This window comes from Cocleimonas flava (assembly GCF_004339015.1).
GTDB lineage: Bacteria > Pseudomonadota > Gammaproteobacteria > Thiotrichales > Thiotrichaceae > Cocleimonas > Cocleimonas flava.
Genome location: NZ_SMFQ01000003.1, coordinates 68,378 through 91,894, shown reverse-complemented (window position 1 = coordinate 91,894; position 23,517 = coordinate 68,378). Strand labels below are relative to the sequence as shown.

Genomic DNA, 23,517 nt, shown 5'->3' with positions numbered 1-23,517 from the left:
ATAAAATAATCATTTAAGTATTCTCCCAGACAGGGACATCCAGAAATTCACTCAGCATTATGGCATCTTCTTCGATGTTATTTTTATTACCATGATCCATCACATTCAATCTTTGGGCGTCATGCGAAACAAGGTTAATTTCCCACGACGTATAATTGGAGTTTTTCCCCGAGACACGTTCTGATAATATCTGAATGGCTGCAATATCAGAAAGACGTGCAGATTTCTTCAGCTGTGATAACTCTTTCTCACTCATCAATCGTTTACTACCTGCCCAAAACCAGCCAATTTGTTTATCAAAAATACGCGGCCTAGGGTAAAACAGCGTAGCAACACCCACAGCTACAAAAATCGAACCAAAAGCCATCATTCCCAAAATTCCCCAACCGAATCCTTCATCCATAAACATCTGGTAGGCAATGACACCGGGCACAAAACATCCCATACCGATGAAGATTGCTGAGAAAAGCTTTCCGCCATTAGACTTTTTAACTTCTATTCTTGATGGGTTAGGTTGTAGCAGATAACTGGTTTTAAAGTTGGCACCACCACCAACGATTGGTGTCCACTTCACTTTCTTTGCTAGCTCAATAAGTTCTGGTGTTTGTCGGCTTGAAGTATTTTCACGAAAACTCGAGACGAAACTTTCCTTGCGTTGCTCTGATTCAAAGTCTTTACGAATGATGGCTGAATCATTCTTTTGCCATCTCGAGCCATTACGGCTTCGATTGTCGCGTTTATTTGTCTTTCTCTGTTGTCGTATCCTGTTTGTAAAATTAGATATAGAAAGAAAAATCCCAAGGCCTAAAATCAACCATCGATAGCGAATCAAATCTTCACCATAGGGCGAAGGAACAATTTTAAGAATATTATCTCCCATAAAGTGAGCGACAAACCAAAGCATCACCAATAGCGAACTTAGCAGCTGTGAAATAATAGACATAAATTAATCCCCCTTAAAATCAACGCACATTATAAAACTCAAGCAATTAATACAGTCTTAATCGGCTATCTTCATTCTCAGCGTGAAACCTTACTGTATATCCGCTGGTAAATCCCAGCAAAAACTTGCACCTAACAGCCACAAAGCTTACTATTCCGCTTCAAATTTTAACGTAAATAATTGGGTTTTTTGCTATGCGTACACACCGTTGTGGATTGGTTGATGAATCACTAATGGATCAAGAAGTCACTTTATGTGGCTGGGTTAATCGTCGTCGTGATCACGGCGGGGTTATTTTTGTTGATCTACGCGATAGCGAAGGTTTAGTGCAAGTTGTTTTTGATCCTGATGATCAGGAGATGTTCAAGACTGCAGAAACGATTCGTAACGAACATATCTTACGAATCCGTGGCACCGTGCGTGCGCGTCCTGAAGGCATGATCAATGATAATCTAACCAGCGGTAAGATCGAAGTATTCGCACTTGAGTTAGAAACCTTGAGTGCCTCTGATACTCCACCATTCCAGTTAGATGACGATGTTAACGAAGACGTGCGTTTAAAATATCGCTATGTTGATTTACGCCGCGATGAAATGCAGCAACGCATGAAGACACGCTCTAAAATGACGTCAAACATGCGCCGCTATCTTGACGACAACGAATTCCTTGAAGTAGAAACACCTATTCTTACCAAAGCTACTCCAGAAGGTGCACGTGACTATCTTGTCCCTTCACGTACGCATCCGGGTAACTTCTTCGCACTACCACAATCACCACAGCTATTTAAGCAAATGTTGATGATGGGTGGAATCGATCGTTATTACCAAATGGCGCGTTGTTTCCGTGATGAAGATTTACGCGCAGATCGTCAACCAGAATTCACTCAGGTGGATATCGAAATGGCATTTGTCAGAAGCGCAGACGTTATGGGAACCATGGAAGATATGATTCGCAAATTATTTAAAGACGTTGGCAATGTTGATCTGGGTGATAGATTCCCACAGATGACTTACGCAGAAGCAATGCATCGTTTTGGATCGGATAAGCCAGATATGCGTAACCCGCTAGAGCTTATTGAAGTGAGCGAGCAAATGAAAGACGTAGACTTTAAAGTCTTCTCTGGCCCTGCAAACGACGAAGGTAGCCGTGTTGCCGCACTTCGCGTACCTAAAGGCGCGGACCTTTCTCGCAAAGATATCGATAATTACACCAAGTTTGTTTCTCGTTATGGCGCGCGTGGTTTAGCGTATATCAAAGTAAACAAATTAGCTGATGGCGTTGCAGGTTTGAACTCTCCTATTTTGAAGTTCCTACCTGATGAAGTTGCAATGAGCATTATGGAAAAAACAGGTGCAGAAGATGGCGATCTGGTTTTCTTCGGTGCGGATAAAGCTAAAATCGTCAATGATGCTTTAGGTGCTTTACGTGAAGAACTCGCTAAAGACCTAGACCTATTGCAAGGTGATTGGGCTGCGCTATGGATAATCGACTTCCCAATGTTCGAATGGGACGATCGCGATAACCGCTGGCAAGCACTGCATCATCCGTTTACTGCACCTACTTGTAGCGTTGAAGAGTTACGTGAAAACCCTGGTGCAGCACTTTCTGATGCTTACGATATGGTTATCAACGGTTACGAAGTGGGCGGTGGTTCTATACGTATCCACCAATCTGAAATGCAATCTGCAGTATTCGATATGCTCGGTATTTCAGAGCAGGAAGCCGAAGAGAAATTTGGTTTCTTATTGAAAGCACTCACGTTTGGTTGCCCTCCATTGGGTGGTTTGGCGTTTGGTTTAGATCGTTTGGTTATGCTTATGACAAACACCGAATCTATTCGTGATGTTATTGCATTCCCGAAAACCCAGACTGCCGCTTGTATGCTGACTGAAGCGCCTGCTGATGTACCGCGTAAGCAATTACGAGAATTAAGCATTCAAGTAAAATTACCTGAAGTAGAGACTAAATAATCAAAGGGGTGCAATCTATTAAGTCACCCCCCTACTTTGAGGCACTTTTTTTATCCGATAAAAAAAGTATTCAGATGCAGAGTGCTCAAACTCTGCATCTGATTAATAACATAAATACTGCTATTTCTAACGCAAACGAGCTACGATAACGATATGCAGCTCTCCTCGCTCTCCAATGAAGACAATCTGCGTCTTAACGTATTACTCGCCCAAGACCTAAAAGCCATTCGTATCAACGAAGGTACAATGACCGTGCATGCACTCACCGATCAAGGTGAAGCCAAAGTCGTGCTCAATCCCAATACGCGTGATGAACAATACTTACGCACGGTTAGAGAATTACTTTCTTTAAAAATTACCGGCTCACCCGGCGGTTATCCCATTTTTATTAAACGCTGGACGCGCATGGGACATACCGACAACACTCTGGAACACATGTTATTACTAGGCGAACCAGAAGCAGTTGTCGCCGTAGTTCATGCACAAACACTGTCGCATGACATTGGCGTGCGCGCCTGGTGGGCTCATCCAACGACTGAAGTTGCGATGCGCTTAATGGAATACCCCGAAATCTGGCAAGGTGAGTTAGGCAAAGAACTGGTTGAATACCTGATGGAATTCTTGCCGTTTGAAGAGAAGCAATTAAACATCGTCAGCATGGTGAGGCTTTGTCTTCAGGGTGACATATTAAACAAAGCAGAAAAAGAAAAACTCTGGGCACGAGCAAAACGCCGTAACCCGTTTTATGTGGGTTTTTTACACAGCGATCCTAAGCAAATACCATTAGCTAAAAAACCAAGCTCGCATTTTGCTAGCATTGCTGAAAAGCTTGTAACCCTAATCGACGACAATAATATCTATGCAAGTACATTGCTTGAATTACTCGATAGTAACGGCCAGACCTGGTTAGAAACGCTAAAGCTATCGCTGAATAAGCCTGTTGATCAGGAAGTCGTTATCTCATTATTCATCGCAATTAATCAGTATTTTAAGCTACCATTGGACACTCTGCTTAAAGATGGGCGAGGCACACGATCTATTGAAATAGCCGTCCAGCATAGCGATGAGATTTGCGAACACCCTATCGATGCAGACCTGAAAGCCGTCATTAACGCTTTAGATTCAAAACATCTACCCTTGTTGAATGCCATGCTGGTACTCGCGCAAATGGGAGAACATACCTTGATTCCGGTATTTAGTGGAAACGATTCTGTGGGCACTGTAATGCGTAAGCGTCTATTACCATTGACCACTCCATTATTAGAAAAAATTGATATACTTATGTAAATACATTTGTTACTGAATATAACGAGTTTGAGTCACTATATTCATAATTATCAGGAATAAAGAATGCCTTATTACGTTTTTAAAATAACCCAACCAACACCAATAATTAAGAATCTTGATTTCCAGCAGGCCTTTGAAACCTTTAAAGAAGCTAAAACATTCTCACGAGCGATGCGTGCCGAGTTACCGTTGAACGGTGCCATCAGTGTTAAAATGGTACATGCCGCCAATCAACTTCAGGCAGAAGAATTGCTTCAGGAAAAGCGCGAAGAGACAGTTGTAAAAGAGTGGGAAAAATAGGCTCCGCCCATAGTTTTACACATGGATGAGATAGAATTCAAAAACACCTATAACAAACTAAACCCAAACCGATGTGTTTTTGAGAAGGCCATTACTAACCGACGCTGCGATTGCGAGCTTAAGCGTAAATTTGTATTAGCCACCAGAGAAGGTGTTGCTTGTCAGTCAAAACAGGCTTTAGAACAATGCACACAAATATTGAATGCTATTAGAGATAACGCTCGCTTCTCCTTAAAAGTAGTCACTATTGATGGACCTATGCCGCACAATAAAGAACTACAAGTTCAAGCAGGCGGCATGCTTGCATTACAGAATATCTTTGAGGATGACTCCAACACCAACACCAAAATAGAAACGAATCATGACGAAGAGACTAACTCAGTTAAGCAGCAAATGGTAATCAATATACATCATACCATGCAAGCAGCAATAAAGCGTTACCAAACGATTGACCAACTTCCTTATGGGGAAATTGTTAAAGATATAGTGAAATACCAGTCACGCCCCAAACGCCATAAAAAGAAATAACGTTACATATAGCCAAGAATGCCAACAGGAACATTAAAAGTAGAAAACACATGAAACATTTTCCAATATTCATAAACGTTAAAGACCGTCATTGCCTCGTTGTAGGCGGCGGACCGGTAGCGAGTCGTAAAGTCGATAGCCTGTTAAAATCGGAAGCGATTGTGACGGTTATTTCACCCGACATACATAATGACTTACAGCAAAATGCAGATTCAAAACGTATCACTATATTAAGAAGGCCTTACGAGCACACTGACATCGTTAGAGCATTTTTAGTAGTTGCGGCAACCAATGATATAAACGTTAATCAGGAGATCGCTAAAGCCGCTAACGATGCGAATATTCTTGTTAATGTGGCTAATGATCCAGATGCAGGCAGCTTCCTGTTTCCTTCTGTTTTAGATCGCTCACCAGTGACTGTTGCCATATCCACAGGAGGGGCTTCCCCTGTTTTGGCAAGACAATTACGCATGAAACTGGAAACTATGATTCCTTCAGCGTGCGGACGTCTTGCTGCGATTACCGAAGAATACCGAGAAAAAGTGAAACAGGTTTTCCCTATTCAACAACAACGCAAAGAGTTTTGGGAATCAGCATTAAAAGGAACATTCTCAGAACTCGTATACGCTGGTCAGGATGACGCTGCAAGAACGCTGCTCGATGAACAACTCGCCGAAGGTAAATCGAGCGCGCAAGGTGAAGTGTATTTAGTCGGCGCAGGCCCGGGAGATCCTGATTTATTGACATTTAAAGCAGCGCGCTTGATGCAACAGGCTGATGTGATGGTTTACGACCGATTAGTATCAAAAGCAATTCTTGATATGGCAAATAAAGATGCAGAACGTCTTTATGTAGGCAAAGAAAAAGAAAACCATGCTGTTCCACAAGATAAAATCAATGATCTATTAGTGGATTTGGCAAAACAAGGGAAACGTGTCCTTCGTTTAAAAGGCGGCGATCCCTTTATCTTTGGCCGCGGCGGTGAAGAAATAGAAAAACTCGCTGAGAACAATATACCATTTCAGGTAGTACCAGCTGTTACAGCAGCGTCTGGTTGTTCAGCCTATGCAGGCATTCCGTTAACTCATCGTGATTATGCACAATCCGTGACGTTTGCTACCGGACACCTAAAAGATGGCACAATCAATTTAAACTGGGAGCAACTAACCCAGAAAAATCACACCATTGTTTTCTACATGGGATTAACAGGCATCAAGGTCATCAGTGAGCAATTACAAGCACACGGCATGTCAGGTGACATGCCCGCCGCATTGGTTGAGCAAGGCACGACCATGAACCAACGCGTACATATTGGCACAGTCGACACATTACCGCAGCTAGTAAAAGATTCGGGCGTAAGAGCACCCACACTAACAATCATTGGCGAAGTGGTTAAGTTACACGATAAATTGCATTGGTACGAACCACAACGACATGTAAAAGAAGCATCAGAATTTACGCGGCATAAGACATAGCAGATCATTTACGTAAGCAACAAAATGAGAAACACACATGAATGAAGTCAAAATAGACATACAGGAAGCATTCCGTCAAAACATGAGCGATGGAGACAGTTGCTCAGCAGCAGAACCTTTTGCACTAAGAACCATTGACGACAGCATGGAACCTGAATTTGCAGCGGGATGTATTATCATTATCGACCCAGGTCATGTCGCGCGCGATGGGTCTTTTGTTTTTGCGGTGGATAACAAAAGTGAATATATCTTCCGCCAATTACGCATCAAAGATAAAAGGTATTTTCTGCAACCATTAAATGATCTCTATGAAACTATTGAGATCAAATGGGAGCAGATTGAAGGAGTCATTACACAACGAGCGGGTAAAAAGCGTACTTACCATAAGCATTATGATTAACGGTTTCTTTTTTCATTTGAAAAATATGTTGTTGTAAAAAGAGACAGTGGGTATAGACTACAACCACTAGTGAATCTGATTCTTGATAATTAATCACAATAAATATAGTAGTTCACTATAAAATAATAAGAAATATTCAGCATTATTTTGAATTAACACATTTTGTTTATAGTTATCAGGGAGAAGATACACTAATGAAATTTTCTACTAAATTTTTTACTAAGCATAGTTCTAGAACCTTAATTGCTTGCCTATCGATAAGTCTGTTTACGCCTTTATACGCAATGGATAAAGACCTAATTTATTCGGAATTAGCAAGCAAAGCAGATCAAATTGATTCAGCTCGAGCAAATAATGATCAACCTTCTTTAAATTCTTTATTATCGGATTATCAAGCTTTATCTGATTCCCTGGGAGGCGATGACCCATTTGGCAATGCCGTTAATTCACAAGCTCCAATAATTAACTCGGCAGCAAAAGCACCAGCTCCATTACCTAATTCTGCTAACAATTCTACTACGGTTACAGAAACTCCTGCAGCCGCTATACTTAACAATACCAATACCCAAGTTACTACAACTGTAAATACAACTGATAGTTATATTCTGGATGTAGATCTGAATCTAGATATTACCCATACCTTTAACGCTGACTTAGATATAACGCTAACCTCACCTGCAGGCACCGTAATAGTTATTAGTACAGATAATGGAAGTAGTAACGATAATGTTTTCAGTGGCACACTTTTTGACGATGATGCCATAGACACCAGCCCTGCAAACAATGTAACCGATTTCACTTATACTCATCTTGTGACTGCAACACCTTTAGTACCAGAAGGCGCTCTAGCTGCTTTCATAGGTGAGAATCCTAATGGTACCTGGACCTTAGATGTATTTGATGATGCAGGAGGTGACACTGGCACCATAAATAGTTGGGATTTAACTATTACTACCTTACCAGTAGCTCCAATAGTCACTGTTATTCCTACTGTGACGAGTTCCCCTGCATTAGCGATCACTGACAATGCAACAGTTATGGATACACTTACTATCGCTTCTGATGGTTATGTTTGTAAGGTCAATCTGGATGTTAATATCACACATACCTTTAATGCTGATTTAGATATATTTCTTACATCACCGACAGGAAGTCGTGTAACGGTATCTACCGATAACGGTTCTATTTTTAGTGATGTATTTGCAGGCACAACGTTTAGCGATGATGCAACAAACGGACCAGTAACTGATTACGTATTTGTAGATACTGTTACTGCAACACCTCTAGTTCCAGAAGGTGCCTTCGGCGCTTTTATTGGCGAAAGTCCGTTAGGTGACTGGATATTGGAAATTTCCGATGATGCGACCTTTGATACTGGTACACTTAATTCGTGGGGTTTGTCATTTGAAACGTGTGAAACAATACCAGTACCTACAGATATTCCGAGCTTGAATCAAATAGGTTTAATTGCCTTACTGAGTTTATTGTTATTATTTGGAATGGCGCTGCAACGAAAAAGAATATACTAACCAATACGTATTTCTTATTATAAAGCCATCTTATTAAGATGGCTTTTTTATGAAGAAATCCCTAATTGATATGGGGTAATCTCAAAGACACGCCCCTACTTTTGAGCACTTTTTTAGTTAAACGATATCTCTCAAGGCACTTTCCAGATTAGCGTATTTAAATCGATATCCAGCCTGAGTAACTTTTTCAGGGACAACACGCTGACCTGCTAACAATAACTCTTCACCCATTTGCCCAAACAATAATTTCACCACAAATTCAGGCATTGGGAAGATCGCAGGCCGCTTTAATACTTTGCCGAGTGTTTTGGAAAATTCTTTATTGGTTACAGGTACGGGCGCTGTTCCATTGATAGCTCCTATTATCGATTCTTGCTCAATGGCATATCGAATCAGTCCTACGATGTCAGTCATGTGAATCCATGACATCCATTGCTTGCCGCTACCAATAGGGCCACCTAAAGCCATTTTAAAAGGTGGAAGCATTTTGGCTAACGCGCCACCGCCTTTACCAAGAACGATTCCGGTACGTAAGTAACAGGTACGAATACCTAACGCTTCTATTTTTTGTGCTTCCGCTTCCCATTGCTGACATAATTGACTGGAAAAACTATTATCGGTATCACCATTTTCATTTATGGATTCATTCGTTGCATCTACACCGTAATACCCAAGCGCAGAACCACTAATAACCACTTCAGGCTTAATCAACGCTTCATTTAAAAATTCGTATAAGGCTTTTGTCGTGTCTATACGGCTATCAATTAGCTGCTGTTTTACTTCATTAGTCCATTTTTTATCAGCGATACCTTGGCCAGCAAGGTTAATGACTGCATCAAATGACTGATCTGGATTGATCGAATCTAAAGAGCTGATTGTTTTAACTTTTGCCTTGGTCTGAAAATCTTCACGTTCAGCATCCATGACAGCGGCAAAGTGTTTCGCCGTATTAACTTCATTGCGAGTAAGAACGGTGACATCATGATTTTCTAACAGCAATTGCTTAATCAGTTCAGTTCCGATAAACCCTGAACCACCAGTAATTAAATAGCGCTGTTGATACATAGATAAAACACCTTAAATTAGTTTGAAAGTATTCTTATTATGACTGACTAGATGTTAAATAGTTGTGAAAAAACTCTTTAATGGATTAAAACACCCCCCCCCTACTTTTATGAGGTTTTTTTATAACTTAGTAGGACGATCTCATCTCTTAGATCGAACCAGCTTGTCTTTACCAAACTATGTGAGGCCAGAGTACGTGAGTTATAAAATATTCTTAGGAATAACCCTTCTTATTTTAATTCTTAATTGTTTAACTTTATCGACTTCACCATCAGGATTCCATTCTGTTGTAATTCTCCAGGCGTTTTCTGGCTTAATTTCTTCTAACATACCAGATTTAACGTCTCTAGTGATTTCCTTCGAAGGAATGATGGTAATGCTTTCGGTATTCAAATTTGCGCTACGAGGATCAAGATTAAATGTACCGATTACTGTAATTTCATCATCAATAACCATCGACTTAGCATGTAAACCGAAAATCGGCATACGATCTAAATGACCAAGCATGTCTCCTGACATAACTTTTTGTCTGATCTTAGCGTCAGGCTTAAATTCATAAATCTCCACGCCCGTCCTTAATAGTTTTTTTCTATCTCGCTGGTAACCACTAAAGGCTTCAAGATTATCGTTTGAGGCTAAGCTGTTTGTCAGTATTTTTACTTCAACCCCTTTTTGAATAAGCTCTTTAAATATGTTTCGACTTAAATCAGTAGTCACTAAGTAGGGAGTTTGTATGATGACCGATTTTTTGGCATTTTTAACGAGAGAGATAAGACGCTGGGTTGAAATACCACTACCCCCTAAATATTCACTCCTATCGTTTTTACCTGGTAAGTCAGAAACATATTCAACCCCATCAACCCAATACAACTTTCCATCACTTTGAATTTCACTAAAAGTAGATGAAAGATCATTTATTATCTCCCGAACTTTTGGGACAAAATTTACTGGGTTACAGGCGTATTGATGCAAATCGTTAAAATTGCTATTAAATGTTTCATTACTCTTTACTAATCTGTCAATATCAACACTTAATGAATCGTCCCAATATTGATCAAACGATGATTGAATGGTTTGAATCATACCGCCTAACAATAAAACATCACGATCCCTAAAGTTATACTCATGATCATAACCAAAGTACTCATCGGCAACATTTCTTCCACCTGTAATTGATACCTTACTATCAACCGTGAAGGTTTTGTTATGCATACGTTGATTAAAACCATGGAAGTCAGTTGATAGATGAAATAACTTTTGAGCAATATTTTTCCCAATATTAGCCATGGGGTTATAAATTTTTATTGATAGATTTTCATGTGCAGCCAGTTTTAATAGTTCATCACCATTCGCATCGACCATGAGGTCATCAACGAGAATCCTAACTTTTACACCTCTTTCTGCGGCTCTCACAAGATAATCAGTAGCGATTAAACCAATATTATCAGCAGAAAAAATGAAATACTGGACATCAATAGTATGCTCTGCATGGTCACTTAACCATGCCCTAGACATCATTGCCTCAGTACCTTGTTCTAATACATAGACCCCTGTACTACTTTCCATTTTTTTGGCAAAAGGTGTTAAAAATTTCGAAAGTGAAGCAACTTCTTTTTTTACAATAGTAGAGCAGAAGTCTTGTGTAGACTCAGTTACGCGTTCTTCAGCTTTATCACAAGCAGATAAAAAGAGAAATAATATAGGTATCGCCAGCTTGCATATTATATTGAGTAAAGTTACTGGTTTGAGAACATAAATTATACCCATACAGATTTCTATGCCTATCAAGTTGACTTGAGTTTAAGTGTCTTATTTTTAGTTCTTTTGTTTGACACTAGTTTAGTAATTTATTTTATGCCCAATAACTGGATTATTATTCCAGTTATTACTATTAGATAGCTTTTCCAATCACATCAACGCCTTGTGGAATCTTAAAGTAGAAGGTACTTCCACTGATAGGCACATTTACTCTGGCATTAAGCTGAACAACAGTTTTTTGCCCTAACTGATCATGCATGACCATTTGGCGCATTCCTCCATTCTTATCTATACCAATTTCAATGTAGCGAAAATCTTTACTTTGTTTTCTTGGCGTTAATTGAAACCAGTCTAAACCACCGCCGCCTTTTATGGGCTGAACCACAAATTGTGCATCAGGGCTTTGCTTGCGTGTAAGAATAGCAATAGGGGCGCTGGACATAGCCTGTGTCATAGGTTTAATGGTGACTTGCTCCAGGTCTTCATCATAAACCCAGATATTTTTACCATCACCTACGATCACTTGTGGATCTGGTGTTTTGTATACCCAACGGAATTTCCCCGGACGACTCATTGAAATAAGTCCAGTAGAATTCTGAATTACTTTGCCCTTTTTGCTATACACCTGTTGTGTAAAGCTTCCCTCTAAGCTGGAAACGCCTGTAAAAAAGTTATTTAAGCGCGCTCGTGCTTCGCTCGTAGCGGCACTAACTGATGTAATGACTGTTGTTGATGCTACCAACAATGTTGTGGCAAACGTTAATTTAACTTTGTTACTTAGTAACGAATTAATCATAAACAATGGTCTCTGTCTCTTAATCTTTAGGAGGCTCAGGTGCCAGTACTTCACGCGTTCCATTCGATTGAACTGCGCTCACAACGCCTGCTGCTTCCATATCTTCGATCATTGATGCGGCGCGGTTGTAACCTACCTTTAGGCGACGTTGCACATAAGAGATCGAGGCTCTTCGTGATTCAGTAACAATTGCAACAGCTTGATCATAAAGCGCGTCTGTTTCTGATTCAGCCAAAGGCTCCAATCCCGGAATCGCATCTGGTGATCCCGTTTCTTGTATGACATCTTCTAAGTACTGAGGTTCCCCTTGGAGCTTCCAATAAGCAACAACATCTTCAACTTCACTATCATCAACGAAAGCACCGTGAACACGTTGTGGCAAACCAGTACCTGGAGGTAGGTACAACATGTCACCATGACCCAGTAAGGATTCGGCACCACCCTGATCAAGAATAGTTCGAGAATCAATTCGTGTAGAAACCTGAAATGCGATTCGTGTAGGAATGTTCGCTTTGATCAAACCGGTTATAACATCTACAGATGGACGCTGTGTAGCTAGAATTAAATGAATACCAGCAGCACGAGCCTTTTGCGCCAAACGTGCGATGAGCTCTTCAACCTTCTTACCAACCACCATCATCATGTCAGCAAATTCATCAATGACAATTACGATTGAAGGAAGCGGCTCCAGAACACTAGGACGAACATCAACATGCATCGTAGGATCGAAAGTTGGATCAGTCAGTGGCTCACCCTTATCCATCGCTTCTTTTATTTTGCCATTGTAACCAGCAACGTTTCTAACTTTAAGATGAGACATCAAGGCATAACGTCGTTCCATCTCACCAACTGCCCAACGTAAGCTGTTAGCGGCATCTTTCATGTCAGTAACTACTGGAGTCAGTAAATGTGGAATACCTTCGTAGATGCTTAATTCAAGCATCTTAGGATCGATCATAATGAGTTTAACTTCATCTGGTGTCGACTTATACAGCAAGCTCATGAGCATTGCGTTTACACCAACTGACTTACCAGAACCCGTAGTACCAGCAATAAGTAAATGAGGCATACGCGCTAGATCAGCTATGGCAGGTTTACCTGCAATCGTTTTACCAAGCACCATCGTCAATGGTGACTTAGCTTCTTTAAATAAATTTGAATCAAGAATTTCGCTAATTGCTACGAGGTCTCTGGTGTCATTTGGAACCTCAAGACCAATAGTAGTTTTTCCTTTAATAACTTCAACGATACGAATACTCGAAACACACATGCTTCGTGCCATATCCTGAGCAAGACCACTTATTTTACTAACCTTGGTTCCCGGAGGTAATAATAGCTCAAAACGTGTAATGATCGGTCCTGGGTAGTAGCTATCAATCTGCACACCACGAACACCAAAATGCTCTAGTGTTTCAACAATATTTCTCGCATGTGTTTCAATTTGCTCTTTAGAGAAATGCCCCTGTCCTTGCGGTGGTGGATTTAATAAACTAATTGGTGGCAGTGTAATCGCCTTATCCAATGAAATAGAAGGAGATACTCTCGGTGCAGCAGCTTTTTCCTGTCTATTATTTTGAACAGGTGCTTGATAACTATCTGCTTCCTGCTTTAATACTTTCTTACTTGTAGGCGATACTTTTTTAGCAGTGATAACATCGTCTAAACCAGCAACAGGGACATCTTGCTCATGATAGTCATCTTCATTCGTCATGTAGTCAGGCACACCTAACACAGGCTCTTGACGTTGTTTTCTTCCTTTACCTAGTGCTTTTTCTAATAATTTCTTTTTAGCTTTCTTTGGTTTCTCAGCCTCTACGTCTGCATTAGTTGTCATATCATCCAGAGGATCAAAACGAGGATGATTAAAACCAACACCCGATTCATTATCAGTAGATGACTTTTTCCATAAGAACAAGCCAGATAAACCGGCACCTATTGCACCAGCAATGCTCGCTGATTCACCATTATTTGTTGCTTGTTTCTGAGGTTCAAGATTAGCTTCGAATGACATAGGGATAGTGCCAGTCTCGTAAGACTCTTTATTTGGGCTACTACTAGTAAAGAGTTCGATTGTGCTAAGGATGGTGTCGCCGATTTTATCAATCAGTTTTAACCACTGAATATCTGCAAATAAAGTAACACCTGCGATAAAACCAGAAAACAGAATCATAGTTGCGCCGATATCACCCAGCGTTTTCATAAATATTCGAGCAATTCCCTGCCCTAACAGACCGCCAGCGCCATAGGCAAGGTTACTAGATGGCCAAAGCAGGATAGCCAAACCACAACCGGCGATTAGTGCAAGGAACACACCAAACACGGAAATACCGAGATTAATGCCATTGTTTCGTTCTTTAGAGGATCTAAAGAGTAAAAATGCGGATACTAGAAAAGCAATAGGCACCAGATAGGATAAATATCCGAAGAACCCAAATAACACATCAGCCAGATAAGCCCCAAACGAACCTGCTTTGTTCTGAATGACAGCATTGCTATCGTGAACAAACAACCCAGGGTCAGCCGGATGGTAACTGAATAAAGCCAGTAAGATGACGGCAGTTACGCCTGACAATATAAAAATACTGGTTTGTTTTAAGCTGCCTTTTTTCTTAGATGTTAAGGCTGACTTCTCTACAGCAGAGTTTGTACCAGATGTTTCGTTAGATTGCGTTGAAGACTTGGTATTACGTCTCGTGGTTCGCTTAGACGGCGCTTTTTTGGTAGCCAATTGAAAATCCCCATTTCCTTTAGGAAAGCGTTTTGTTAGCTACCGTTTTATGCCCAGGTAGACAACAATTCATATTCCTTTTTTGTTGTTAAAGTAACACTTTACGTTTTATTTTATAATTATGCATAAACAGTATTCCATAAAACACTGAATTGCTTAACATATAAGCCCTTATATGTTGACTTCAGATTACCACATAACACATCCAATTTGAAGCTTTCTACGTAGAAACTACGCGCATTAGGATTTTAAATCTTTTACACAAAATTATATTTACTTAGTTTCAAGTACTTATGTTTTGGTTCATCCGTTTTAATTCGTCAACAGATAGCAAATAATTTTATAAATGAATAGATACGCTTTGGAAACCTTGAATAAATAAGTATTGCTTTACCTTAATGCGAACATTACATAGCATAGCCAGAAATATTATAGCCTCAGTTATGTTATACAAAAATAACGAGGTATAAACCAAACAATTATTATATAAACAGATTACTCAGGAGCATCACCATGAGCGACGCAATACATCACCCTCTCATCATCTTAGGATCAGGCCCTGCAGGCTACAGTGCAGCTGTTTATGCCGCACGTGCAAACCTTAACCCAGTAATAATCACTGGCATGGAACAAGGTGGCCAATTGATGACAACTACAGATGTTGATAACTGGCCAGGTGACAATGACGGCGTACAAGGCCCCGAACTAATGGAGCGCATGAAGAAACATGCTGAACGCTTCGACACAAAATTAATCATTGATTACATCGCCTCGGTAGATTTCAGTTCAAGACCGTTGAAATTAAAAGGCGGAAGTAACGAATATACCTGTGATTCACTCATCATCTGTACCGGCGCATCTGCTATGTATTTAGGATTAGAGTCTGAAGAAAAATTCAAAGGCCGCGGCGTTTCTGCCTGTGCTACCTGTGATGGTTTCTTTTATCGCAATCAAAAAGTTGCAGTTATTGGTGGTGGCAACACTGCTGTAGAAGAAGCTTTATACTTATCGAATATTGCCAGTGAAGTAATCCTTGTACATCGTCGTGATGAATTACGTTCTGAAAAAATTCTACGTGACCAGATTCTAAAAAAAGCTGAGACCGGAAACATAACTTTGATGTGGGACAATGTTTTAGAGGAAGTTTTAGGCGATGATGCAGGCGTTACAGGCATGCGCATTAAAAACGTCAAAACCGAAGAAACACAAGAACTAGATGTTCATGGTGTGTTTATCGCAATTGGACACAAACCCAATACAGATATCTTCGAAGGACAACTTGATATGCAAGGCGGTTACATTTCAGTCAATAGCGGCACTGCTGGTAACGCGACCCAAACTAGCGTCGAGGGCGTGTATGCAGCTGGCGATGTAATGGACCATGTCTATCGTCAAGCAATCACTTCTGCTGGCACAGGCTGTATGGCCGCATTAGATGCAGAAAAATTTATGGATAAATTAGCAGAGAGTTAAACAAACATCCGAATATAGGCAAAAAGAATGGCTTCAGAAAAATCACCGACTTCTTTAGTTTTACTTGACCCGCATGCCAGTGACGAGCCATTCCCACCCGCGGAAATGGCTTGGGACGAACCTAATGGCTTACTCGCCTTTGGTGGAGACCTCTCCCCTACCCGCTTGATCAATGCCTATAAATCTGGCATTTTTCCATGGTTTAACCCCGATGAACCGATCTACTGGTGGTGTCCTGATCCACGCGCTGTTTTATTTCCCGAACTTATCAAAATAAGTAGAAGCCTTAGAAAATCCATAAGAAAAAATCTCAATAATGGTTACTCAATTAGATTCGATACGGACTTTTCAGCAGTGGTTAAAGCGTGCGCTGCTCCGAGAGCACTCTCAGGAGGTACCTGGATAACAAATGAAATGCACGATGCCTATCAACGTTTATTTGAACAAGGTATCGCCCATAGCGTTGAAGTATGGAATGCAGAAGAGGAACTGGTTGGTGGCCTGTATGGCGTAGCTTCTGGTGGCGTTTTCAGTGGCGAATCGATGTTCAGCAGAGAACGTGATGTTTCTAAAATGGCGTTTGTTGCTCTGGCGTATCACATTAAGCACTGGGGTTACTCAGTGATAGACTGTCAAATTGCCAATTCTCACCTTACCAGCATGGGCGCAATAGACATCCCAAGAGACGAATACTTACAAATTCTGAAAACCAGTCGTGCTTTTACACAACCCAAGTGGGAGTTTGAAGAAGGTATCGATCTATCACGCTGGCACCCAGAAGACTCTTAATAAAAAAGCCTTATAAGTAGGGGGGTGGCTTTATAAACTGATAAGCACTTAATTGTTTATCTCATTAGCACTCAACAATATTAACTGGCACTTCTATCACTTGAATCGCTAAACCACCACGTGACGTTTCTTTATATTTAGAACGCATGTCTTTACCCGTTTCTCGCATGGTAGCTACGGCTTTATCGAATGAAACAAAATGCTCGCCAGTACCACGCAATGCCATCCTGGACGCATTAATTGCTTTAACCGAGCCCATTGCATTACGCTCGATACACGGAACTTGCACCAAACCACCTATAGGATCACACGTTAAACCCAGATTATGTTCGATACCGATTTCAGCTGCGTTTTCAATTTGCTCTGGCGTGCCACCTAACACTTCGGTTAACCCAGCCGCTGCCATGGCGCAGGCAGAACCTATTTCACCCTGACAACCTACTTCAGCCCCAGAGATTGACGCATTCTCTTTTATGATGATGCCGATTGCAGCCGCTGTTAATAAAAACCTAACAATCCCATCTTCACCATCGCGTTTATAAGCACGGCAGAAATGCACGTAATAGTGTATTAAAGCAGGAATAATACCTGCAGCACCATTAGTCGGCGCAGTAACAACACGTCCACCAGCGGCATTCTCTTCATTTACCGCTAATGCAAATAAATTCACCCAATCCATGCTACCTTGATTATATTGTTCATTAGTAAGCTTGTTTTCTAATGAATGACATAATTCCGCAGCACGCCTTTTTACTTTTAGACCGCCAGGCAATATACCCGTATTTTTACACCCGGCATCTACGCATTCCTGCATGACTTTCCAGATTTTTAATAATTTTTCACGTACTTCTGCTTCTGGCAACCAGACACATTCGTTGCGCAACATGATTTCACTGATAGAAAGTTTTTCTTTTTTACACAATGCGAGCAATTCATCCCCAGTATTAAACTGATACGGTAAAACAGTGTCGTTCTGTTTAATGGGGGAATGCGCTTGGTCGCGCTCACTATCATCTACGACGAAACCACCACCCACAGAGTAATAGATCTTTTCCAGTAAAATATCGTCGCTAGAATCGCATGCAGTGATCATCATGCCATTTGCATGAAACGGTAAGGATTTCTTTCGATGAAAAGTAATATCAACATCGTAATCAAAATTGATTGTTTCAGTACCTGCCAATTTGATCTTCTTTGAGGTAAGAACCTCATTAAAAATCTCTGGTACTTTGGTGACATCAACTTCATCGGGTTTTTCACCCATCAAACCCAAAAGCACTGCCTTGCCACTGCCGTGCCCTTTGCCGGTAGCACCAAGCGAACCATAAAGATCCACCGAGATGCTATCTACAGCACCCAGACTCCCCCGCTCTTGCAAACCTACAAGAAAAGTATTTGCTGCCACCATGGGACCCACAGTATGAGAACTTGAAGGTCCTATACCAATTTTAAATAAATCGAAGATACTAATAGCCATGCGGCGACTCTATATGATTTGAAAACAGAAATTTAAATATAAGAGACTAATATATGTCAAATAATGATCATTAACAGGAATAGTTAATGAAATTACCCACCCCCCTACTTTGGAGCTGATTTTTTAAGACTAAATATTTTTATATTTATAGGTAAATTATTTTTAATAACTTAATTTTAAATAAGGTCTTATTCAAAATTTTTGCACATATCAATAAATTCGAAGTTTTGAAGAACATTAAATTTTGTGAAATATGTCACACAAATGAACGAAAATACTCAAAATAAAAAGTGCAAAGTGTGAACTTAAAATACAAGCAATAACTTATCTCATTGATTTAATTTACTATATTTAAAATCACGATAAATTTTCATATTACCCGAATGTACTAGTACATAAGTATTAAGCCCATTAGACTATTAACTATATTGATAACAAAGATTATAGTTTGTCTGCGGTTGAGGAAATAAGTTCATTCTTTCTTTATACCGTAAGATAAAAGTAAACAGTTCACATGAAGGAAATCAGTATTGTTTACTTTTGAATTTTAAATTTATTTTGTGAGGGAAATTATTATGAAAATTCAATTATTAACAGCAGTAGCAATCTTAGCATTAGGTGTAACTTCAGCATATGCTGGTGGCGGAAGACACCATGGCGGCGGTGGTGGTACAGATTTATCTAATAAGTCTAAAAATGCACTGGCAATTGGTAAAAGTAGCTCTGGAGGATCGAGTTCAGGATTACTTGGTTCTTCAAGTAGCTACCTTAATGTATCGGCAGGTCGTGCTATAGCAGGCTCTATTGTATTAGAAGGCGGCGCTTGTGCTTGTGACTTTGATGATGTGAAGAACAGAAGTAAAAATGCAATCGCAGTTGGAAATGCAACAGCTGGCTCTATTCATATTAATACAATGGGATATTAATAGAATGGGAAGAGTACATTAAGGTATAACGTTGTAATTATACTAACTACACAGATAGTAGAGGAGAGTAGCAAATGAAAACTAAAGCATGTTTTATAAGTTCTAACATGGAATTTGTTAAGCAAATTAAGTTATCAAAAGTGAAAACCTCTACTGCCTGTATTTTATATTTATCTTTAGCAACTTTATCCAATGCAGCTTTGGCAGGTAGATTCGATCCACCGTCATTAAAACAACCATTAAACGACTTCGACTCTCGAATTGACTCAAGTTTATTTAATGTTGATTTCCTGCTTGCTCACATTGTGAATAATTCAAGAAAAACAATAAGAGAAGTAGGTGAAATAACTGATACAGTCGAGGGGCTATTACAAGATACAACAGTTTTTACGAACAATTCTGGGACAGACAGTGCCTCTGCAGGATCAGTGATTATTCCACCGGGAACCACTGCTGATACCATAATTATCTTAAATCAGAATGAAGGTGATTCAATAGCCATTCAACGATAGCATTGTTTCTCTTCTCTAGAATGGAATAGAACTATAAAAAAAAGAACATATTAAGGACATTATTATGAAAGAGTGGAGAAGAAAACTAACCGTTGTAAGTATCACCATATTAATAAGTGCCTGTTCAACCTCTAATCGTCAAAACGAATTTAGTAAACATTTAGAATACCCATCCGATACTCAAACTAGAGCAACTAATTTTCTTGGATGCTTTGGTGACATGCTATCTACCTATCGCACTAGTGGCAATAAAGTTGCTCCCTTAAGAGTTGCAATCGTAGATGTAAAAGACGCTACCAACGTATCATCAAGCACATACCCTGATAGTGAAATACCCAATAATTTTACGGATATGACACTCGGCTTGGTCTCACGTATTGGCGGCCCCATTCGAATATCACACATACCAACCAGCAGCGAACTACTTGATGCAGCAAGATATAAAAGTATCAATAATTCTATTGATGATCAGTTCCTGGGCCGCTTTAAACCATCTCACTATAACTATTCGACAATACAACTTTATGGCGCATTGACGGAATATGATCGCATTATACGGAACACAAAAACCAGCACTGAAGGATCGTTTGAATTTGGAAGCGGTTCTGGTGAAACAAATCTGGAAGCTTCTGCAAATAAAGTGACCAACGTGGCCAGAATGACCATGGATTTTAGAATAGCTAGCGCAAATGTTGGAGACGTTGTTAATAACAGCAGTTCGACAAATACAGTACAAGTCTACCAGAAAGGAAATGACCTCTCTTTTGGCTTAAGTGTGGACGGAAACTCGATAGGTTACAGCAGAGAAAGATCTGTTGTAGATGCCAGACACAAAGCTATTCGTTTACTGATTGAGTGGGGAGTCATTGAAGCACTAGGGAGATACACTTATGTTCCTTATTGGAAATGCTTACCAAATTCAGACAATAAACAACAAATTGGTTTCAAAGATTTAGTTTCTTCAAATCAACTTTACGACTTCCATAACTTCAATCGAGGTAACTCTCGAGTTAGACTAAAAAATAAAAGTAAGGTTTCGTTAGTCGATATGCGAGATAAGTTATTAATTAATCAGGTTATGTCAGATTTTGTCAATGCTGAATATGTTGATGATGGCGTACGTAAACTACTAAAACGCCCTGAAAAAGATACTACTTTAGTGCAACGTAGAGCTGTAAACGGAAAAGTTATTGATAGCAAATCCATTATTGACGGAAAAGCAACTGTACGACGCGACATACTGGCTCATTATAGAAAAGATAGGAGCTACTCAAAACTATCTGATAGCGCTCTGTTAAAGCGATTACATAGCGACTTTGTAAAGGCCAGAATCATAAGTCCTAATGACAATATGTTGGGTGCTAATACTTACCTAGCATTATGGTTAAATGTTCCTATTGAAAAAGGAGCTCGCTGGAGAAAGTAAATCGATCAATTAAAACAAAAGACACATGATTAATTATATTTCAAAACTTATAGTGCTTGTTTTAACAAGCACTTTTTTGTTTGTGACTTATGCAGACATCGCTTTTTCGGGCTCGTCGGTTAACTCTTTATCTATTTCAAGCGAACGAACTGAAAGTGATAAGGCTTATTATCTAAAAATACACATTGATGGAATTGAATCATCACAACTAAAAGTAAAAATAATTGAAACAGAATTACAAATCACTGCACAAAATGGCGGCATGATATCCGGCAATGCTATAGCCGGTGGGCAGTTTGTAAATTACTCGTATCGATTTCCAAATGACGCAGATCTGCAACACCTAAAGAGAGTCAACTCAAACAAACTCGTTGTGTTTACTATCCCCAAAATTAATCAAAAAACAGACGAATAGATTGAAGTACGCTCTAGAAAAAACAAGAACATATATTTAAGTTTTAATTTTTTGTTTGAAAATATTGCTAAAGAACGTAAATGAATAATTGCAAGAACAAAGAAAGATATTACTTTGTTATTAATGGTGCCCAAGGCCTGAATCGAAACGGCACGGTGTTGCCACCGAGGGATTTTAAGAGCCTTAAAAATCACCACTTAATCAATTGCTTATATGTAGTCTATTTTATTAATAACTACTTGTTCATACTAAATAATACAAATAGTTAGAAAAGCTTTTTCCTAAAAACATATCTAGAAAAAGATACCGTTACTTATATTTAGAAAATCAATGGAAAAATATCAGTATCGGACAAACTCTATAGAATTTATAACTACTAACAAATGAGATAAAAATTGATTATGGGTCTATTCTAGATTTAAGATTTACTTGATATCTTTAGGTAACTCTTTTAAATTTTTAATAATCGTATTAGTGATGTCTTTAATATGATTCATTTGACCCTTAGGTGTTGCAATAAAAATAGTAATTGGATGACCCGACGGCATAAGACCCATGATGCTTCTTATAGAATAATTTCTCTCTTTTGATTCCATCTGATAAGAATCTTCATAAGCTTGCATATCTCCATAAACGACACGTTTTAAATCCGCTTTTGTAATGACCTCATTAACCCCTGATTTTTTACGAATTGTGTTAAGCCCACTAACCACAACTGATTCAAATTTGATTGAATTCAGATTAATACGATGATTAAGAACAAGTTCCATACTGACTTGTGGATAAAATTTTTCAGGAGTTGATATTAATAAAGCATAAGTTCCGGCACGTGGTTCTATTGAATTTTTCCAGGCTGGGCGATCAGGAATAGGAACATTTAATCCAGTTTTGAATGATTCAATTCGAACAAAAGGACGTTTTGCTCGATCAACTTCAGCATAAATATTATTATCTATAGTTACCACTACTAAACAAAATACACCTAGAAATATCTGTCTGATTAAAGTTTTTTTTGCATGTAATATCATGATGTGTATTTATATTTTCAGGAGAAAAAGTGAAAAAATTTTTGTGGAAACTAAGCCTAATTAAAATCCTAATTTTTATTTAATTAGGTTTTTCATCTGAAGTACCTTATCTAGCCAATACATCGAATTAAGTTCCTTTGAAACTTTCTCTATCAAAACTATCTCTTCTTTTCCAATATCATTGAATTGAACACCCAAAAACAAATCATTTAACAAAGTACTTCCATTCAACAAATTATCTGACTTAATACGTTTAAGAACATTCAAAATAATTTGTATAAAACGACTTTCAGCGAAATTCATGATTTCGTCAACATTTAATTTTTTATCAATATCAACAAAACCATTTCCTTCATATAAATTTTCAAAAAAAGTATCTAAAACTTTATTTACTGAAACAAATACGTCCCAATGCTTATTTTGGTATTTCCATTCTGCAGAGCTCATTTCTAAATATATATCAGGGGTAATAAGTTCAACTGGGGTAACAGATTTTTCTTTAATCCTTCTCTCTTTTAAGCCTTCAATTGTATTTACAGAAATACCCATTGAAACAAATCCGGATTCAATTAAAATTGCAAAAGCATATACTTTCTCGTTTTTCACATCATTTTGAAGTAAAGATAAGTATCTCACACAAGCTTTATAAAGTTCCCTTTCTAAGTCCTGACAAATTTCGTTAAACATCATTT

The 23,517-nt window shown here is 39.1% G+C and carries 21 protein-coding genes; 13 read left to right on the top strand and 8 right to left on the bottom strand.

Annotated elements, in window-relative coordinates; translation table 11 throughout:
* Positions 1–13: 13 nt before the first annotated feature.
* A complete protein-coding gene (locus tag EV695_RS06555; protein ID WP_131905158.1) occupies positions 14–943 on the bottom strand; it encodes a hypothetical protein in 930 nt (309 codons plus the stop codon).
* Positions 944–1,137: 194 nt separating this feature from the next.
* Between EV695_RS06555 and aspS the strand changes: the two genes are divergently transcribed.
* The 7 genes from aspS (at position 1,138) to EV695_RS06520 (ending at position 8,432) form a co-directional block, all read left to right on the top strand.
* Positions 1,138–2,913: an aspartate--tRNA ligase gene (gene aspS, locus EV695_RS06550; protein WP_131905157.1), complete on the top strand. Its 1,776-nt coding sequence runs from the start codon at positions 1,138–1,140 to the stop codon at positions 2,911–2,913.
* A gap of 153 nt (positions 2,914–3,066) precedes the next feature.
* Positions 3,067–4,200 (top strand): hypothetical protein, encoded by a 1,134-nt coding sequence (locus tag EV695_RS06545; protein WP_131905156.1) that lies wholly within the window; start codon positions 3,067–3,069, stop codon positions 4,198–4,200.
* Positions 4,201–4,263: 63 nt separating this feature from the next.
* Positions 4,264–4,500, top strand: coding sequence for a hypothetical protein (locus tag EV695_RS06540; RefSeq protein ID WP_131905155.1), 237 nt, complete (start codon positions 4,264–4,266; stop codon positions 4,498–4,500).
* 21 nt (positions 4,501–4,521) lie between these two features.
* A complete protein-coding gene (locus tag EV695_RS06535) occupies positions 4,522–5,028 on the top strand; it encodes a hypothetical protein (RefSeq protein ID WP_131905154.1) in 507 nt (168 codons plus the stop codon).
* Positions 5,029–5,078: 50 nt separating this feature from the next.
* Positions 5,079–6,503, top strand: a complete 1,425-nt coding sequence (gene cysG, locus EV695_RS06530; RefSeq protein WP_131905153.1) for a siroheme synthase CysG — start codon at positions 5,079–5,081, stop codon at positions 6,501–6,503.
* A gap of 37 nt (positions 6,504–6,540) precedes the next feature.
* Positions 6,541–6,903 carry a LexA family protein gene (locus tag EV695_RS06525; protein WP_131905152.1) on the top strand — a complete coding sequence of 121 codons (363 nt, stop codon included), beginning with the start codon at positions 6,541–6,543 and terminating at the stop codon, positions 6,901–6,903.
* A 194-nt stretch (positions 6,904–7,097) separates the two neighbouring features.
* On the top strand, positions 7,098–8,432 hold the full coding sequence (locus EV695_RS06520; RefSeq protein WP_131905151.1) for a proprotein convertase P-domain-containing protein: 1,335 nt from the start codon (positions 7,098–7,100) through the stop codon (positions 8,430–8,432).
* 117 nt (positions 8,433–8,549) lie between these two features.
* Here the strand turns inward: EV695_RS06520 and EV695_RS06515 are convergent, their stop codons facing one another.
* The 4 genes from EV695_RS06515 to EV695_RS20475 all read right to left on the bottom strand — a co-directional run bounded on the left by EV695_RS06515 (position 8,550) and on the right by EV695_RS20475 (position 14,779).
* A complete protein-coding gene (locus EV695_RS06515; protein WP_131905150.1) occupies positions 8,550–9,497 on the bottom strand; it encodes a TIGR01777 family oxidoreductase in 948 nt (315 codons plus the stop codon).
* Between the two features lie 201 nt (positions 9,498–9,698).
* Positions 9,699–11,264 carry a phospholipase D family protein gene (locus tag EV695_RS06510; RefSeq protein ID WP_131905149.1) on the bottom strand — a complete coding sequence of 522 codons (1,566 nt, stop codon included), beginning with the start codon at positions 11,262–11,264 and terminating at the stop codon, positions 9,699–9,701.
* 124 nt (positions 11,265–11,388) lie between these two features.
* Positions 11,389–12,051 carry an outer membrane lipoprotein periplasmic chaperone LolA gene (lolA, locus tag EV695_RS06505; RefSeq protein WP_165874640.1) on the bottom strand — a complete coding sequence of 221 codons (663 nt, stop codon included), beginning with the start codon at positions 12,049–12,051 and terminating at the stop codon, positions 11,389–11,391.
* 19 nt (positions 12,052–12,070) lie between these two features.
* Entirely contained in the window at positions 12,071–14,779 is a 2,709-nt protein-coding gene (locus EV695_RS20475; RefSeq protein WP_131905147.1) for a DNA translocase FtsK, read from the bottom strand.
* Between the two features lie 513 nt (positions 14,780–15,292).
* Here EV695_RS20475 and trxB point away from each other — a divergent pair.
* Together trxB and aat are read left to right on the top strand one after the other, a co-directional pair.
* Positions 15,293–16,252: a thioredoxin-disulfide reductase gene (gene trxB, locus EV695_RS06495; protein WP_131905146.1), complete on the top strand. Its 960-nt coding sequence runs from the start codon at positions 15,293–15,295 to the stop codon at positions 16,250–16,252.
* Between the two features lie 27 nt (positions 16,253–16,279).
* Complete coding sequence (gene aat, locus EV695_RS06490; protein WP_131905145.1) at positions 16,280–17,041, top strand: leucyl/phenylalanyl-tRNA--protein transferase; 762 nt, start codon at positions 16,280–16,282, stop codon at positions 17,039–17,041.
* A 64-nt stretch (positions 17,042–17,105) separates the two neighbouring features.
* On the opposite strand, the gene EV695_RS06485 is transcribed toward aat, so the two are convergent.
* Positions 17,106–18,518, bottom strand: coding sequence for an L-serine ammonia-lyase (locus EV695_RS06485; protein ID WP_131905144.1), 1,413 nt, complete (start codon positions 18,516–18,518; stop codon positions 17,106–17,108).
* 575 nt (positions 18,519–19,093) lie between these two features.
* Here EV695_RS06485 and EV695_RS06480 point away from each other — a divergent pair.
* From EV695_RS06480 to EV695_RS06465, 4 genes are all read left to right on the top strand, one after another.
* Positions 19,094–19,444 carry a hypothetical protein gene (locus EV695_RS06480; RefSeq protein ID WP_131905143.1) on the top strand — a complete coding sequence of 117 codons (351 nt, stop codon included), beginning with the start codon at positions 19,094–19,096 and terminating at the stop codon, positions 19,442–19,444.
* Positions 19,445–19,518: 74 nt separating this feature from the next.
* Positions 19,519–19,956, top strand: a complete 438-nt coding sequence (locus EV695_RS06475; protein WP_131905142.1) for a hypothetical protein — start codon at positions 19,519–19,521, stop codon at positions 19,954–19,956.
* A 64-nt stretch (positions 19,957–20,020) separates the two neighbouring features.
* Positions 20,021–21,382, top strand: a complete 1,362-nt coding sequence (locus tag EV695_RS06470) for a hypothetical protein (protein WP_131905141.1) — start codon at positions 20,021–20,023, stop codon at positions 21,380–21,382.
* 25 nt (positions 21,383–21,407) lie between these two features.
* The gene (locus tag EV695_RS06465) at positions 21,408–21,797 is read left to right on the top strand and encodes an Hsp20/alpha crystallin family protein (protein ID WP_131905140.1); all 390 of its coding nucleotides are present in this window, start codon (positions 21,408–21,410) and stop codon (positions 21,795–21,797) included.
* Between the two features lie 425 nt (positions 21,798–22,222).
* Here the strand turns inward: EV695_RS06465 and EV695_RS06460 are convergent, their stop codons facing one another.
* Complete coding sequence (locus EV695_RS06460) at positions 22,223–22,825, bottom strand: hypothetical protein (protein ID WP_131905139.1); 603 nt, start codon at positions 22,823–22,825, stop codon at positions 22,223–22,225.
* A gap of 75 nt (positions 22,826–22,900) precedes the next feature.
* Positions 22,901–23,515 carry a DUF4303 domain-containing protein gene (locus tag EV695_RS06455; protein WP_131905138.1) on the bottom strand — a complete coding sequence of 205 codons (615 nt, stop codon included), beginning with the start codon at positions 23,513–23,515 and terminating at the stop codon, positions 22,901–22,903.
* Between the last annotated feature and the right edge of the window lie 2 nt (positions 23,516–23,517).

Bases quoted from the DNA above. Each gene is read 5' to 3' on its own strand.
- EV695_RS06555 (WP_131905158.1), bottom strand. From the start codon at position 943: ATGTCTATTATTTCACAGCTGCTAAGTTCGCTATTGGTGATGCTTTGG.
- EV695_RS06455 (WP_131905138.1), bottom strand. From the start codon at position 23,515: ATGATGTTTAACGAAATTTGTCAGGACTTAGAAAGGGAACTTTATAAA.
- cysG (WP_131905153.1), top strand. From the start codon at position 5,079: ATGAAACATTTTCCAATATTCATAAACGTTAAAGACCGTCATTGCCTC.
- EV695_RS06515 (WP_131905150.1), bottom strand. From the start codon at position 9,497: ATGTATCAACAGCGCTATTTAATTACTGGTGGTTCAGGGTTTATCGGA.
- EV695_RS06480 (WP_131905143.1), top strand. From the start codon at position 19,094: ATGAAAATTCAATTATTAACAGCAGTAGCAATCTTAGCATTAGGTGTA.
- EV695_RS06470 (WP_131905141.1), top strand. From the start codon at position 20,021: ATGAAAGAGTGGAGAAGAAAACTAACCGTTGTAAGTATCACCATATTA.
- trxB (WP_131905146.1), top strand. From the start codon at position 15,293: ATGAGCGACGCAATACATCACCCTCTCATCATCTTAGGATCAGGCCCT.
- aat (WP_131905145.1), top strand. From the start codon at position 16,280: ATGGCTTCAGAAAAATCACCGACTTCTTTAGTTTTACTTGACCCGCAT.
- EV695_RS06485 (WP_131905144.1), bottom strand. From the start codon at position 18,518: ATGGCTATTAGTATCTTCGATTTATTTAAAATTGGTATAGGACCTTCA.
- aspS (WP_131905157.1), top strand. From the start codon at position 1,138: ATGCGTACACACCGTTGTGGATTGGTTGATGAATCACTAATGGATCAA.
- EV695_RS06510 (WP_131905149.1), bottom strand. From the start codon at position 11,264: ATGGGTATAATTTATGTTCTCAAACCAGTAACTTTACTCAATATAATA.
- lolA (WP_165874640.1), bottom strand. From the start codon at position 12,051: ATGATTAATTCGTTACTAAGTAACAAAGTTAAATTAACGTTTGCCACA.
- EV695_RS06465 (WP_131905140.1), top strand. From the start codon at position 21,408: ATGATTAATTATATTTCAAAACTTATAGTGCTTGTTTTAACAAGCACT.
- EV695_RS06475 (WP_131905142.1), top strand. From the start codon at position 19,519: ATGAAAACTAAAGCATGTTTTATAAGTTCTAACATGGAATTTGTTAAG.
- EV695_RS06540 (WP_131905155.1), top strand. From the start codon at position 4,264: ATGCCTTATTACGTTTTTAAAATAACCCAACCAACACCAATAATTAAG.
- EV695_RS06460 (WP_131905139.1), bottom strand. From the start codon at position 22,825: ATGATATTACATGCAAAAAAAACTTTAATCAGACAGATATTTCTAGGT.
- EV695_RS06535 (WP_131905154.1), top strand. From the start codon at position 4,522: ATGGATGAGATAGAATTCAAAAACACCTATAACAAACTAAACCCAAAC.
- EV695_RS06545 (WP_131905156.1), top strand. From the start codon at position 3,067: ATGCAGCTCTCCTCGCTCTCCAATGAAGACAATCTGCGTCTTAACGTA.
- EV695_RS06525 (WP_131905152.1), top strand. From the start codon at position 6,541: ATGAATGAAGTCAAAATAGACATACAGGAAGCATTCCGTCAAAACATG.
- EV695_RS06520 (WP_131905151.1), top strand. From the start codon at position 7,098: ATGAAATTTTCTACTAAATTTTTTACTAAGCATAGTTCTAGAACCTTA.